The 15,522-nt window shown below is 38.1% G+C and carries 14 protein-coding genes and 1 pseudogene; 11 read left to right on the forward strand and 4 right to left on the reverse strand.

The genetic code is table 11. The features are described from left to right. Positions 1 to 47 precede the first annotated feature (47 nt). From GFU89_RS14910 to GFU89_RS14960, 11 genes and pseudogenes are all read left to right on the forward strand, one after another. On the forward strand, positions 48 to 860 hold the full coding sequence (locus tag GFU89_RS14910; RefSeq protein ID WP_318847883.1) for an AraC family transcriptional regulator: 813 nt from the start codon (positions 48 to 50) through the stop codon (positions 858 to 860). Between the two features lie 98 nt (positions 861 to 958). Beyond that, positions 959 to 1,390, forward strand: a complete 432-nt coding sequence (locus tag GFU89_RS14915; RefSeq protein WP_223599107.1) for an RrF2 family transcriptional regulator — start codon at positions 959 to 961, stop codon at positions 1,388 to 1,390. A gap of 91 nt (positions 1,391 to 1,481) precedes the next feature. Then, a complete protein-coding gene (locus GFU89_RS14920) occupies positions 1,482 to 2,258 on the forward strand; it encodes a class I SAM-dependent methyltransferase (protein WP_318847884.1) in 777 nt (258 codons plus the stop codon). Positions 2,259 to 2,424: 166 nt separating this feature from the next. Continuing rightward, entirely contained in the window at positions 2,425 to 2,916 is a 492-nt protein-coding gene (locus GFU89_RS14925; RefSeq protein ID WP_318847885.1) for a hypothetical protein, read from the forward strand. Positions 2,917 to 2,933: 17 nt separating this feature from the next. Further along, positions 2,934 to 3,956 (forward strand): annotated as a pseudogene (gene nirK / locus GFU89_RS14930) (copper-containing nitrite reductase); the annotation flags it as partial. Positions 3,957 to 4,138: 182 nt separating this feature from the next. Continuing rightward, positions 4,139 to 4,837, forward strand: coding sequence for a formylglycine-generating enzyme family protein (locus GFU89_RS14935; protein WP_318847886.1), 699 nt, complete (start codon positions 4,139 to 4,141; stop codon positions 4,835 to 4,837). A 5-nt stretch (positions 4,838 to 4,842) separates the two neighbouring features. Continuing rightward, complete coding sequence (locus GFU89_RS14940; protein WP_318847887.1) at positions 4,843 to 5,406, forward strand: SCO family protein; 564 nt, start codon at positions 4,843 to 4,845, stop codon at positions 5,404 to 5,406. A 12-nt stretch (positions 5,407 to 5,418) separates the two neighbouring features. After that, positions 5,419 to 5,844 (forward strand): c-type cytochrome, encoded by a 426-nt coding sequence (locus tag GFU89_RS14945; protein WP_318847888.1) that lies wholly within the window; start codon positions 5,419 to 5,421, stop codon positions 5,842 to 5,844. 42 nt (positions 5,845 to 5,886) lie between these two features. After that, positions 5,887 to 6,612 (forward strand): iron-sulfur cluster repair di-iron protein, encoded by a 726-nt coding sequence (ric, locus tag GFU89_RS14950; RefSeq protein WP_318847889.1) that lies wholly within the window; start codon positions 5,887 to 5,889, stop codon positions 6,610 to 6,612. Between the two features lie 13 nt (positions 6,613 to 6,625). Continuing rightward, on the forward strand, positions 6,626 to 8,869 hold the full coding sequence (locus tag GFU89_RS14955) for a nitric-oxide reductase large subunit (protein ID WP_318847890.1): 2,244 nt from the start codon (positions 6,626 to 6,628) through the stop codon (positions 8,867 to 8,869). A gap of 69 nt (positions 8,870 to 8,938) precedes the next feature. Then, positions 8,939 to 9,391, forward strand: coding sequence for a hemerythrin domain-containing protein (locus tag GFU89_RS14960; protein WP_318847891.1), 453 nt, complete (start codon positions 8,939 to 8,941; stop codon positions 9,389 to 9,391). Between the two features lie 436 nt (positions 9,392 to 9,827). Here the strand turns inward: GFU89_RS14960 and GFU89_RS14965 are convergent, their stop codons facing one another. The 4 genes from GFU89_RS14965 to GFU89_RS14980 form a co-directional block, all read right to left on the reverse strand. Further along, a complete protein-coding gene (locus GFU89_RS14965) occupies positions 9,828 to 13,313 on the reverse strand; it encodes a DUF2723 domain-containing protein (protein WP_318847892.1) in 3,486 nt (1,161 codons plus the stop codon). A gap of 259 nt (positions 13,314 to 13,572) precedes the next feature. Then, positions 13,573 to 14,361 (reverse strand): SDR family oxidoreductase, encoded by a 789-nt coding sequence (locus tag GFU89_RS14970; RefSeq protein ID WP_318847893.1) that lies wholly within the window; start codon positions 14,359 to 14,361, stop codon positions 13,573 to 13,575. 96 nt (positions 14,362 to 14,457) lie between these two features. Next, positions 14,458 to 14,847, reverse strand: coding sequence for a RidA family protein (locus GFU89_RS14975; RefSeq protein ID WP_318847894.1), 390 nt, complete (start codon positions 14,845 to 14,847; stop codon positions 14,458 to 14,460). Between the two features lie 99 nt (positions 14,848 to 14,946). Continuing rightward, entirely contained in the window at positions 14,947 to 15,510 is a 564-nt protein-coding gene (locus GFU89_RS14980) for a Crp/Fnr family transcriptional regulator (protein WP_318847895.1), read from the reverse strand. Between the last annotated feature and the right edge of the window lie 12 nt (positions 15,511 to 15,522).

A 15,522-nucleotide genomic window follows, 5' to 3' on the forward strand; every position in this document is an offset into this window, starting at 1 on the left:
GGCCAAATGATTATATTTGCATTTTCATTGGTATTTTATATTCTTTTATGGGATTAATTGCGGCACTTCCTGATATTGATAAAGACGATAAAAGTGTATTTGTTATGCACGAAAAATCGGAAAAACTGATTCCTTTCCACAAGCATACAAAAGGTCAGCTGAGCTATGTAGAAGGCGGTATTGCCTATATTACAATCAACAACAGAACCTATGTGGTTCCAGCCCGCCATTTTTTCTGGGTTCCCCAGGGAATGGAACATATTTTAGAAATCGGACACACCGCCACTGTTCTGCGCTCTCTTTATTTTTATGCCCATGATGACCTCTCAGATCCTTTTTACAGCAGACTGGGAATATATCCGGCATCAGAACTTTTGATTCAGATGATTAAGTATACAGAAATATGGGATGAAAAACATGTTACCTCAAAAGATGAAAACTTTGAATTTCTGGTCGCTTTAAAAAAAATACTGCCAAAAACCCACAAACAGCCGTTACCCATCATTCTTCCTGCTACACACAACAAACAGATGATGAAGATTGTGTCTTACCTGGAATGGAATATCGGGGAAAAACTTACTTTGGCCAGTGTAAGCGGCAGATTTGGTTTGAGTGAGCGCTCCATGTCCCGTCTATTCAAAGCTGATATGGATATTTCTTTTCTTCAATACCTGAAAACATTAAGAATTATCAAAGCCATTGAATTACTTTTAAATACAGATAAGCCCATTAATGAAATTGCTGATGATGTGGGCTACAGCTCTATTAGCGCCTTTAGTGATACTTTCCGTGAATTTACACAATCCAGACCCTCAGACTTGAGAAAGAGTAATAAAACGACTCAGAATACAATCGGATAGTTGCTTTATATGACCTTCGTCAGCTTTAAAAAAATAAAAGAGTAATTTATCTTTTATTAAAAATATCTTTCTATCTTTGTCTCATAAAACTCAGTCAAATGTTTTCAAAAACCTGTGAATATGCCTTAAGAGCTTTGATCTACATCGCCCAGCAGTCTAAAAATGACAGCAGGGTCGGGATTAAAGACATTTCAAAAAGCATTCATTCACCGGAACACTTTATCGCCAAAATTTTGCAGGATCTCAGCAGAAAAGGATTTGTGCAATCTGCCAAAGGTCCGAATGGAGGTTTTTATATGGATCAGAAAAACCTGAAAACGTCCATTGCTGATATTGTAAGGGAAATTGATGGTGATAAACTTTTCTCCGGTTGTGGACTTGGACTGGATCAATGTTCAGAAACGCACCCCTGCCCTTTACATGAGCAGTTTAAAAGTATCAGACAAGATCTCCGCATCATGCTTGAAACCTCAAAAATTCAAAATTTCGTTGATAATCTGGATTTAAAGCTTACCCATCTCAAGGTGTAAAAAAAATTAATTAAATAAAAGATAAAAAGATCTTTATATATTATAAATTTCAAAACGATACCTACTACTACATTAACTAAAAAAAGAACTAATGCATACAGAAAATATTGAAAAAATGTCCGGACACTGGTTATTGGCTAAAATCGGTAAAAAAGTGCTGCGTCCCGGAGGTCTTGCACTTACCAAAAAAATGTTGTCAATGCTGGACATCACCTCTGCAGATAATATAGTGGAATTTGCTCCCGGTCTTGGTTTCACCGCACACATGACATTAGAAAAAAAACCTAACTCATATATAGGAATTGATGCTGAACAAAACGCGGTAGATTATCTGAATAGAGAATTTGGGCGAACTTCAGCCCAATTTAAACTGGGAAATGCTGCGGAGAGCTTTTTACCTGAACAATCAGCCAGTAAAGTATATGGCGAAGCTATGCTGAGTATGCATGCAGATCACAGGAAAGCAGAAATTATTCAGGAAGCTTATAGAATCTTGAAGCCTCAGGGGTATTATGCAATTCATGAACTGGCCTTAAGACCTGAAAACCTCGACAGCAATGTAAAACTGTATATTCAGAAGGAACTGGCTTTAGCTATTAAGGTCAATGCACGTCCGCTGACTGTTTCTGAGTGGACAGCTTTACTGGAAAAAGAAGGATTTAAAGTATTAAAAGTAGAAACTGCACCGATGCATCTTCTGGAACCTCAAAGAGTTATTGATGACGAAGGGGTTTCCGGAGCGGTTAAAATTGCTAAAAATATATTACTCAATCCGTCCATCAGAAAAAGAGTTTTTCAGATGAAAAGGATATTCAAAAAACATGAAAAAAATATGTGTGCTGTGGTGATCATTGCAAGAAAAGAATAAGTTTTGAAAGGTTACTTCACAAAGAAAGATCATTATTCCGGTCATGCTAAAAAGTATCAGACTCATATTTTAAAAACTAAATAGGTAGTGATTGTTTGATAAAACCTGATCAAAAAACCAATTCAATAAAAGATAAAAGGCTATTAATATTCCAAATAGTAAAAAAATGAAACTGAATGCCAAAAATCCTCTTGTATTAATGATGCTATGTCTGATGGCAGGCGTTTTTATCACGGTCAGTTTTCTGGAAACCCCTATGAAATTTCAGGTTTCAGGAATGACACTTCCTGTAGCCCTTGAACTGGGAATGATGATGTTTGGGATATCCACAAAAATACAATGTGCTTTCCTGATCCTTATTATAGCAGGAATGTTTATAAGCAGAAAAAAATATACAAAAACAGACTTTATAATAATAGCCTTTTTATTAGCAATCCTGCTGTTAGAAAAGTTCTGGATGCTCCCAGTACTTGATGACCGGGCACAACTGTTATCAGCCGGAAAACCGGTTCTATCTTCAGAAATGCATAATTATTTCATCTATGCCGAATCTGCCAAAGCAATCATCCTGTGTATAGCCATCGGCTTACAATTTACCAAACAAAAAATGAATACTGAAGCAATTCTATACAACGCTTACTCCAGCAGAAAAATTTAAACCCTAATTCCCTTATTATGAAAAAAACGATCGTACTCACCACAGCATTATGCACAGTGATGCTATTCAATGCCTGCAAACAAAGCACTTCAACAGACGCAATCAATAGAGCCAATACAGAGAACATCAAAACGGATGGCACAAGCGAGGAATTAAAAATGCTGGCTCCACCCAATGTTCCGACCCCTGTTGGATCCCGTGCTGCTAAAAAAATTATTGTAAAACTGGAAACGATAGAGAAAACAGGCGAACTGGCAGATGGAACACAATATAATTTCTGGACTTTCAATGGAACGGTTCCCGGAAGCTTTATCCGGGCAAGAGTTGGAGATGACATTGAACTTCATCTTAAAAACAATGAAAATAATACCTTCCCACATAATATTGACCTTCATGCTGTGAACGGACCTGGCGGAGGTGCTGAAGCTACTTTTGTGGCTCCCGGTAAAGAAGCAACTTTTACTTTCAAAGCACTCAACCCCGGATTATATGTCTACCATTGTGCAACAGCCCCTGTGGGAATGCATATTGCCAATGGGATGTACGGTCTTATTCTTATAGAGCCTGAAGGCGGTCTTCCAAAAGTTGACAAGGAATTCTACCTTATGCAGGGGGATTTTTATACTAAAGGAAAATTCGGAGACAAAGGATTGCAGGAGTTTGATATGGATAAAGCTATTGCCGAGCATCCTGAATATGTAGTCTTCAATGGAAATACAGCTTCTCTTTTAAGAGATAAAGAGCTTCAGGTAAAAACGGGTGAAACAGTAAGAATCTTTGTAGGGAACGGCGGTCCGAACCTTACCTCATCTTTCCACATTATCGGGGAAATCTTTGATAAAGTATACATCGAAGGAGGCAGCAAAATAAATGACAATGTACAGACAACCGTAATTCCTCCCGGAGGAGCGTCTATCGTAGAGTTTAAAGCGACAGTTCCCGGAGAATATGTGATTGTAGATCATGCTATTTTCAGGGCGTTCAACAAAGGCGCTTTAGGTAAGATAAAAGTAACCGGACCAGAAAATCAGGCAGTATATAAAAAGAATCAGTAATGAATTAAGTTCATTGGGATTTCAAAAGAGAAACAATGAGAGCTTTTGCAGTTATAGTATGTCTGGCAGTATGCTCACTAATGACATTTTGTTCTGAACAGACGAAAAGTCCGAAGGTGAAAATTCCGGCCCGGAATCATTTAAATCTGATTATAAGTCAGAAAAAAATGATTGAAATACAGGGTGGAACGTATAAGGCATTCATCGGGAAAGATTCGGGAAGAATTGTAAGAGTACAGACTTTTTATCTGGATGACAGCCCTGTTACAAATGGTGAATATCTTGAGTTTCTTAAAGCAAATCCTCAATGGACAAGAAGCAAAGTATTAAGACTTTATGCAGACAGTAATTACCTGAAACATTGGAAAAGTGACTACGAAATCCCGGCAGGAATAAGTCCGGAAGCACCTGTTACCAATATTTCATGGTTTGCAGCTGAAGCGTATGCAAAAAGTACAGGAAAAAGACTTCCGGTAATCGATGAATGGGAATATGCAGCACTGGCAGATCAACACACTCCGGATGCCTCCAGAGATCCCGATTTTACGGATTATATTCTGAAGGCTTATCAAAAAAAGGATAAAAACAAACAACCAATAAGACAAGAACCGCCCAATTATTACGGAATTTATAACATGTATGGAATGGTTTGGGAATGGACTTATGATTTCAATTCAGTGATGATGAGCGGTGAATCCAGAAAAGATAATACGGTAAATGACAACCTTTTCTGTGCCGGAGCAGCAGTAACCTCTTCTGATTTAAGAAATTATGCAGCCTTTATTCGGTACGCATTAAGAGGAAGTATAAAAGCTAATTACTGCCTTAACAATCTCGGATTCAGATGTGCTAAAAACAAAAATTGACCCTTATGAAAAATATAACCCTGATATTACTGGCTTTGATCATGATATCCTGTGGCAAGAAAAATGAAGAGATAAGCCCAGATTCCATCTACAACGTACAGACAAACTGGGAAAAACAGGATGGCGACAACATTACATTCTCAGATCTGAAAGGAAAAGTACTGGTAACCGCAATGATTTTCACTTCCTGTAAAACGGCCTGCCCAAAACTGACCGCGGAAATGAGAACAATCTCCCAGAAAGTAGGAAAAGTAGATCCAAAGGATATTCAATACGTATTAATCTCCATTGATCCGGAAAATGATACTCCAAAAGTAATGAAGAGATACCTGTATGTAAACCGATTTGATGAAAAAGAATGGACTTTCATCCGGGGTAATGAAGAAGATACCCGGGAACTGGCGAATATAATGGCTGTAAAATATAAGCAGATATCCCCTATAGAATTTTCCCACTCCAATATCATTACAGTGTATTCAAAAAAGGGAACTCTTGCATTTCAAAAAGAAGGTCTCGATAGTGATTATGAAGCTATTGTGAACGAAATAAAAAAACAAATACAACTTTAAATGGATAAGATTATGAAAAAATTACTTGTAACAGCCGTGCTGTTTTCACTCGCTGTAACTTCATGTTCAGATAAAAAAGATACAGATCCTACTCCTCAACCGCAGGAAACCAATACCATGCTGGAAGAACCCAAACCTCAGGAAGCATCACCAGCTGCCACTCCTCTTTCAGGAGCTGATGCAGAAATTGCTGAAGGAAAATCCCTTGTAGAAGGTACAGACTGCTTATCATGCCATAAAATTGATTCAAAACTTGTAGGCCCCGCATATCAGGAAGTTGCTGCAAAATACAAAGATGCAGATATTGATATGCTTGCCCAGAAAATTATTGACGGCGGGAAAGGTAACTGGGGAGAAATTCCGATGACTCCTCACGCAGGACTGAGTAAAGATAACGCCAAGCTGATGGTAAAATACATTCTGTCACTTAAGAAATAGTAAAAAAATTTAAAATAATAAAAGATAAAAAAGTATTATATTATGAACACAAGAACAGACTTTATAGGAAATATGGTTGCTGAAGATTTCAGAACGGCAGCAATCTTTAAAAGACATGGAATTGATTTCTGCTGTAAAGGCGGAAGAACCATAGAAGAAGCATGCAGCACTAAAAAACTTGCTCCGGAAAAGATTTATGAAGAACTCGAAGATCTTCCGAAAAATGAAGGATCTGCAATAGATTTCAACAGCTGGCCTTTGGATTTGCTGGCAGATTATATTGAGAAAACCCATCACCGGTATGTAGAAGAAAAAACGCCTGTTCTGCAAGCTTTCCTTCATAAATTATGTAAAGTACACGGAGACAGACATCCGGAGCTGTTTGAAATTAATGCATTATTCAATGAATCCGCACATGATCTGGCCGCTCATATGAAAAAAGAAGAACTGATCCTGTTTCCTTTTGTAAGAAATATGGTGAAAGCCAGAATATCAGGCGAGGCACTCCTCCAACCTGCTTTCGGAACAGTAGAAAACCCTGTTAATATGATGCAGCACGAGCATACAGTGGAAGGAGAACGTTTCAGAAAAATTGCCGAAATCACGGATGAATATCTTCCTCCCGCAGATGCTTGTAACACCTATAAGGTAGCATTTGCTATGCTTCAGGATTTTGAAAATGACTTACATAAACATATTCATCTTGAGAATAATATCCTTTTCCCAAAAGCAATCCGATTAGAGAAAGAATTTTCCGTTGAATCATAAAAACTAATACAGAATGACACCTAAAAAACTTTGGATATGGCTTGCTGTAGTAATGGTTGCTTCGTTTGCTGTTCTTATCTTTTATGGAACTGAAATTTACAGAAAAGTCCCCCCAATTCCTGATAAAGTAATCACTACAGATGGAACTGTAATTGCTACCGAACAGGATATAAAAGACGGGCAGAATGTCTGGCAGTCTATTGGAGGGCAAACAGTAGGAAGTATCTGGGGACATGGTGCTTATATTGCTCCGGACTGGACGGCTGATTACCTTCACAGGGAGTCTGTGCTGCTGCTTGATGAACTGGCCAAAAAGGACGGTAAAGTATATAAAGACCTTCCGGATGATGAGCAGGCCAAATATCAGGTACTATTGAAAAAAGAACTCCGTACCAATACATTCAATGAAAGCAATAATGAAATTGTTTTCTCCCCCGAACGGGCCGAGGTACAAAAACAGTTAGCCCAGTATTATTCAAATTTATTTATGAATGATGCGTCTATGGCAAAACTACGGGATCAGTACGCCATCCCGGAGAATACCATCAAAGATACCGGAAGAATGGCTCAGATGAATGCTTTCTTTGCCTGGAGCACATGGGTCTGCATTACGGAAAGACCCGGAGATGATGTGACGTATACCAATAACTGGCCGCATGATGAATCGGTAGGAAACGTTCCTCCGCCTTCGCTGCATTTATGGTCTGGTTTCAGCGTATTGCTCTTGTTGGGATGTGTAGGTCTTCTGGTGTTTTACCATGCCAGAAATAAAGAGGAAGAGGTCAGCGAGATTCTTCCACTTGAAGATCCGCTGCGAAATATGAAGCCTACCCCTTCTATGAAAGCTACATTAAAGTACATATGGGTAGTTGCTTTACTGATTCTGGTTCAGATGCTTGCCGGAGTTGTTACCGCTCACTATGGTGTAGAAGGAAGCGGGTTTTATGGTATTCCGCTGGATCAGTTTTTACCTCAGTCGGTTTCCAGAAGCTGGCATGTACAGCTGGCGATATTCTGGATTGCTACCTCATGGCTGGCGACAGGACTTTATATTGCCCCGGCAGTTTCCGGACATGAGCCGAAGTACCAGAAACTGGGAGTGAATATTTTATTCGGAGCTCTACTGATCGTTGTTCTGGGATCTCTTACCGGACAGTGGCTTGGTGTGATGCAAAAGCTTGGTCTTGTTGATAATTTCCTTTGGGGACATCAAGGGTATGAATATGTGGAACTTGGAAGAGTCTGGCAGATTTTACTGCTGGTTGGTCTTATTCTATGGCTGGTTTTAATGGTAAGAGCGCTGCTTCCGGCATTAAGACGTAAAGATGGAGACCGTCATTTATTGACACTGTTCACCCTCTCAGCTGTAGCTATTGCTTTATTTTATGGAGCAGGATTAATGTATGGAAGACAAACCCATATGGCTATTGCAGAATATTGGAGATGGTGGGTAGTTCACCTTTGGGTAGAAGGCTTCTTTGAAGTATTCGCAACGGTAGTGGCAGCATTTTTATTTACAAGACTGGGATTATTGAGACTGAAATCTGCTACCAATTCGGTCTTGTTTTCTACGATTATTTTTCTTGCCGGAGGAATTTTAGGGACATTCCACCACTTGTATTTCAGTGCTACACCTACAGCGGTATTAGCATTAGGAGCTACTTTCAGTGCGTTGGAAATTGTACCGCTTGTCCTGATTGGTTATGAAGCCTACCAAAATTACCAGCTAAGTAAATCAACCAAGTGGATTCAGGCTTATAAATGGCCGATCTACTGTTTCATTGCAATGTGTTTCTGGAATTTTCTGGGCGCTGGAATCTTTGGATTTGCTATTAATCCGCCGATTGCGCTTTACTATATTCAAGGACTGAATACTACCGCCGTTCACGGCCATGCTGCTTTGTTCGGAGTATACGGAATTTTAGGAATCGGATTAATGTTGTTTGTATTACGGGGACTTTATCCTGACAGACAATGGAATGATAAATTAATAGGCTGGGCTTTCTGGCTAACTAATATCGGATTGCTGGTAATGGTAACCATCAGTCTTCTTCCTATAGGCATTATGCAGTCGGTAGCCTCTATAAAAGAAGGTTACTGGTATGCACGTTCTGCAGAATTTATGCAGACGGATATCATGCACTTCCTGAGATGGATGCGTGTTCCGGGAGATATTTTACTGGCTGCAGGTGAGCTGCTTCTGGTAATTTTCATCATCGGACTTAAATTGGGTTGGTCGTTGAAAGAAAAACGTTAGCATTCTTTATTCAAGCCTCATGAGTTATCCAACTTGTGGGGTTTGATTACCTTTAATCAAAAAAAAATCATGAAACGTAATGAAAATATTATCCCACTTTCCAAAGATCATCATTTCGGGCTTCTATGCAGTTGGAAAATAAAACAGGGACTGAAAAAAGAAATTGAGGTTTCCCGGATTAAAGATTATATCGAGTATTTCTGGAATCATCATCTGAAAAAGCATTTCAGGGAAGAAGAAGAAATTCTGTTTCTTTATCTTGAAGATGAATATACGCTCCGTATACAGAAAGAGCACAGACAGATTCAGAATATTGTTTCTCAAATTTCATCCTCAGAAAATATTGATCTTTTCTCAGATTTTGCAAACCTTCTAGAACAGCATATCCGTTTTGAAGAGCGCGAATGGTTTCCCCATCTTGAAGAAAAACTGGAAACTTTTATTTTGGAAAAAATAGGAACAGCACTGAATGATATTCATACAGAAGAAAAGGATGATTATCAAGATGAATTCTGGAAATAAGTTTGAATTTATTTTATTGATACTAGTTAAACTTCAGAAAAAACCACAAAAGTCACAAAAGCTTTCATTTAAAAAACTTTAGTCCAAATAAGTTTAAAATAATGTCGGATAAAAGTTCACATAAGATGAAAATCAAGATTTTCACAAAACTTAGGCGTACTTATTATGTATAAAGTTTGGCTCTAGAAAAAATTGCGTATTTAAAACTTTTGTGACTTTTGTGGTTAAGAATCCTCACAGTAAGTTTAGACAGCTTTTATAATTAAAAAGAGGCTGTTTCAAAAGTCAAATTGTTGACTTTTGTCATTGACTACGTCGAATCTTCGATTTCTGACGAAGGAAAAATCTTATTGATAATCATATACATGAGATTCTTCATTACATTGCATTTCATTCAGAATGACACTTTTGAAACAGCCTCTTTTCCATTTATAATCTATTGTGTTGCTTTCATCATGGCATTGGTAATCTCAATTTCCTTTTTCCTGGAATAAGCAGAATCAAAAGGCTCCATAACATTGAATAAATATTGGTAAAAAGGTGCAATCTGCCGAACATTTTCAGATTCTTTAATTGCTTTTTCTTTGCTCATTTGCTGCAATCCTTTTATAAAAACACTGAATTTTTTATCAATCGGCTCCACTGATTTTAAAAGATAGGCATATGCTTTTTCCTTCTGTCCCAATGTTTTGTAAGCTTCTGTAACCGCCGAAACAACTAAAGCATATTCCATTGGTTTTGACCTCATCTGTTTTCTGGCGGCTGCTTTAAATGCCGGAGAAAGATTTTGATAGTAGTCATATTCTTCAAATATTCCTTTCTTAAGGGTTTCTGCCAGCTGAAGACCTTTCTGCTCCTGTCCTGCAACAATATATCCGGTTACCATTGAGCTTAATGACCTTGGATCGTTGTACTTCTCAACCGGAATTTCTTTTGCCGCAAGATCCAGCAGTTCTAGTGCCTTAGCTTTCTGTCCGTTGACTACAAGTGCAGATACAGCCCTGCTTACTGACATTCTGTAGCTTAAAATATTGGAAGTAGCCGTTTCATTATAATAAATGCTGAGGTCTTTAAAATTACCCCATCTGAAGTTTTTCACCACCTGATAAAGTGAATTGGCATCTACCCTTCCTTTATCTCCATCCGGACTCTGAGGTGTGTGAATAGGAACCAATCTGTAGCTGAAACCGTCAAACTGCAAGTATTCATCAAGGTAAAAAATATTCTCACTGTCATACATGCCGCCCGATGAGAAATTAATAGGACGTTTCCAGTCGAAATTGGCCAGCATATCCAGCATCATCAGATTACTTTTGTAAAGAGTATTCGCTTCATATTTGATCATAATCTGATCCACAGCCTTGGGAAGATCCGCCTGATTGATGATCCCCGATTTTACAGCATTTTCCTTATTTACCGGAAGTATAAATTTACTTACCGGGAGAATATTATATTTTTCATATTGTTTTTCCCCGAAGTACATCTTCAGCAATTCATCTTTTTCGGATGATTTTATTTTAAGGAATCTGATAGCATCTTTCACTGTCAGAGAATCCTGGGTAAGAAATTTTCTAAACTCCTGAAAAGTTGTTTCTGGTGCTCCCTGTTCTTTCAACATCTGGAACACGCCTTCCCAATCCTCTTTCTTCATCAGATACACCTGATCATTGACACCGTCTCTGTACTCTTCGTGAGTGAGCTCTCCCGGAATCCCCTTAGCATTGTATGTTTTTCTTTTTACCTGATCTATATTCCATGGTGTGGCTAAAAGGGTAAAGTTGACTGTTTTCACATCATCCCTGAATCTTTCGGTCTCCTGAATTCCCCATACCGGAAAAGTATCATTATCACCATAAATGAAAATAATATCATCTTTAGGCAGCGAACGTAAAAATGAATAGGCATAATCACGGGCCGCGGTTTTTTTGCTCCTGTCATGCGAAGTATAATTCTGGAACCCCATCATAAAAGGAATTCCCAGCAATATAACTCCCAGAACAATATTAGCAGCATTGGATTTAAGTTTAGACTGAATCATCCAAAGTACAGCTCCTGCGCCCAGACCAATCCAGATCGCAAAAGCATAGAATGAACCTACCATTGCATAATCTCTTTCCCTCACTTCAAATGGTTTTACCCCGGTATAGAAGACAATTCCCATACTTGTCAGAATAAACAGTGAAAGAATAGCATAAAATCTCCCAAAGTCTCTGTTCAGCTGAAAAAAGAAACCGATAAGTCCTAAAATCAATGGCAGAAAGAAAAATTTGACCGTACTTTCATTTTTAAATTTAGCAGGCATGTGGTCCTGGTCGCCCAACAAAGCATTATCAATGAAAGAAAATCCTGAGATCCAGTTTCCATTGGTATTTTCCATATGCCCCTCAAGATCGTTTTGCCTTCCTACGAAATTCCACATCAGATATCGGACAAAGTAGTATCCGTTCTGGAATGAGATGAAATAATCCATATTCTGAGCAAAGGAAGGACGCTGCACCTTAATAAGATCATAAGGTTTTACTTTCAGATAATCTTCTGCGGTGATAGAATCTCCTTCATATTTTGCTCTCAGGTCATCAAAAACCCTTTTAGCCTCCGGATTGTCCGCTACGTCTTCATTATCATAATTGAAGGTAAAATCAGGAGCGCCATACAAGGCAATATAATTGGCTGTAACCTCTTTATCTTCATTGAACATCCTCGGCATGAAACTGATATGCGATTTATTAAATACATAATTGAATCGTTCCCCGGTTTTTCTGTAGGTTCCGGTTTTTTCATCCTTTTCGTAAATATCTCCTGTAACATCTCTTTTATAGCTTCCGTCTTCGTCTTTTTCCAAACCGTTTTTATCAAGAAATGCGGTGTAATTCTGTCCGTAAATGGTAGGCCAGTCACCATACTGTACCCTGTTATAATAATCTCTCATTCCTATTGCCGTATCCGGATCATTAAGGTTCATCGGCGGATTGGCATTTGCCCTGATGGGAATCACCAGCCAGCAGGAAAAACCAATCATCATATACACAACGGATAAAACGATGGTCTGATAAACTTTTCTTTTTGTTTTCCTTGCATATTTAATCAGGAAATAACTTATTGCAGTCATAAGAACAAATGCGACAATTGTCCCTGAATGGAAAGGAAGTCCCAGTCCGTTCACAAAGAAAATTTCAAGTTTTCCAAATATGGTCATGACCAAAGGGAAAATAATCTTGAATACGAAGGCAAGAATCCCCAACGTTACCAGATTGGCAACCATGAAGCTCTTCCAGGAAAAAGTATAGTTTCGGGCATAATATACAAGACATATGGCAGGAATAGCCAGCATACACATCATATGTACCCCCACAGAAAGACCTATTATAAAGAAAATAAGAATGATCCATCTCTCGCTGTCAGCCGCTTTAGATTCATTCTCCCATTTGGTGATCAGCCAGACCAGCAATGCAATGAACATAGAAGCCATTGCATAGACCTCTCCTTCTACTGCTGAAAACCAGAAGGTATCTGAAAAAGTAAAACATAAAGCCCCGATGACCCCGGCAAACAAAATTGAAATCTCCTGAGATCTGTTAACTTCTTCAAACTCTTTATTTAAAAGCCGTCTTAAAAAATGGGTAATCGTCCAGAACAGAAACAAAATAGTAAATGCACTGAATACTGATGACATCGCATTGATCACAATAGAATAATTTTCAGCATTTCCCAACGCAAAAATACTCGCCACCGCTCCCATAATCTCAAATAAAGCGGCTCCCGGAGCATGGGTCACTTCCAGTTTTACCGCAGAAGAAATATACTCCCCACAGTCCCAAAAACTCAGGGAATGCTCCATTGTTGAAAGATAAGTGATAAGTGCAACAGCAAAAAGGAACCATCCCAATACGGTGTTCCATTTTTTAAATGACCAGTTTTTCATATAATATTTTCAATATGTATATGACAACCGAGGGAAAGGGTTTATTACATAAAAGAAAATTTATTTTATTCTAACTATAAAAGTTACAAAAGCTTTATTCCAATTCAATGAGTTTAAAATGAACCCCCTATAAAAAGTTCATATAAGAAGAAAATAAAAAATTTTCAAAACTTAAGTGTGCTTTAATATATGTGAAGCTTAATGCTTAAAAACTTTTGTGTCTTTTGTGGTTTAAAATATCTTGAATTATTATAAATCTTTAATACGTATTATTCAATCCACCATCTAAAGGAATACTGGTTCCGGTAAGATAATTTGAATATTCTGAAGCCAGGAAAGCTACCAGATGGCCATATTCTTCCGGCTGCCCGAATCTTTTCATGGGAATCTTATTTTCTCTTGCTCTTTTTATTTCTTCTTCTGGAGCACCACTTTGCTGAGCTTCATGGGTAACCAGTTTTTGAATTCGTTCGGTATCAAAATATCCTGTCAGAACATTATTTACGGTGATATTATGTTGTGCAATTTCATTCGAAAGGGTTTTTGCCCACGCAATGACTGCAGAACGGATAGAATTTGACAGCGCAAGATTTCCGATTGGCTCTTTTACTGATAAAGAAGAAACGTTGATAATACGGCCGTTTTTCTGTCGGATCATATGAGGCAAGGCCAATAATGTTGTTTCGCAAACCGTTTTAAAAAGAAGATCAAACGCTTTCTGATAATCATCCGGGGTTTTATCGAGTGCTAAACCTGGTTCCGGACCGTTTGTATTGTTAACCAGAATATCAACCGAATGGTCATTAAAATATCCTGTTATCATTTTTTTATAATTTTCAAAGTCCGAGAAATCAGCCACCAGATACTCGTGTTTCTGCTCCGGACTGATTACCGGCAGTGAAGAAACGAAAGCTTTAAGTTTTGTTTCATTGCGGGCCATAACGGTAACATTAGCGCCACATTTTGCCAGCTCTGTGGCAATTCCTGCTCCTATTCCCTGAGTTGCGCCTCCTACTAAAGCATTTTTTGAAAAAAGTTGAATGTTCATATGATCTTTAAATATGGTAATTGGTATAGGATAAATGTAAGAAAAAACCTCCAAATTATATTTTGAAGGTTTAATTTTTTAAACTCAATTTCTCATTTATTTGACCACTGTAGCTTCAAGTTCTATTTTTAAAGTTTCAAATAAACCTGTTACTTCCAGCATTGTCGTTGCCTGCTCGATCTTATGTCTGGCAATCCACTCCTGAAGGATAGGAAAATAAGGCCAGAATTCTTCAGTAGAAGTTGTATAGATATTTAATCTCACGATACCACTACATTCATATCCAGCTGTGTGGATCACTTTTTCCAGATTGGCAATAGCCTGTTCCAGCTGAGATTTCATATCCTGATCACTGGATGTTCCATCAGGATCAATAGCCGCCTGCCCTGAGCAGTATAAAGTACTTTCAACATTTTTTACCTCTACAGCCTGAGAATAGCTTCTCTCATCCTGCCATTTCCATGGGTTAACCGTTCTTTTTTCCATTGTATGAATTTGTTATATGTTACTGTACAAAATTGCAGAACAAATACAGCAAATTCCTGTGATCCCGATCACGATTATGAGGTGAGTAAGATCACTTTTTTATAATGGCAGCCGGCTCAAAGTTTCTCTGGAAACTCCTAAATAAGCAGCTAAAAGAGATTTCGGGACACGTTGGACAAGAGAGGGATACTTTTTCAAAAGCTGGTCATACCGTTCTTTTATTCCGGTGGTCATCATAGAAACGGTTCGCTGCTGAGCGGTAATAAATCCCATATATGCTTTTTCAAGAAAAAAATGCTCCAGTTTTGGCAAATGGGCACAGAGTTTTTTATAGTTATCTAACTGAAGACACAATACTTCCGTATCTTCAAGACATTCCAAAGACATTGTTGCCAAAGTTTGCTGATAGTAAGCCGGGAAGTCTGTTTCCCACCAGTCTTCCATAGCAAATCCAATAATATGTTCCTTTCCCGTTTCATTGGTGTAAACCAATTTCAGAAGACCTTTCAGAACAAAATAATTATAAGGTACTGTTTCTCCTTCCTGTACTAAAAACTGATGTTTTTTGTATTTTTTATAGGTAAAGCAGGATGATATGAATTCAAATTCATCATCATTAAGAGGGATTATTTTTTCAATGTGAGATCTTAGCAAATGTAGCATGTTCTGTTTCCT

This window comes from Chryseobacterium sp. JV558 (assembly GCF_033712365.1).
GTDB lineage: Bacteria > Bacteroidota > Bacteroidia > Flavobacteriales > Weeksellaceae > Chryseobacterium.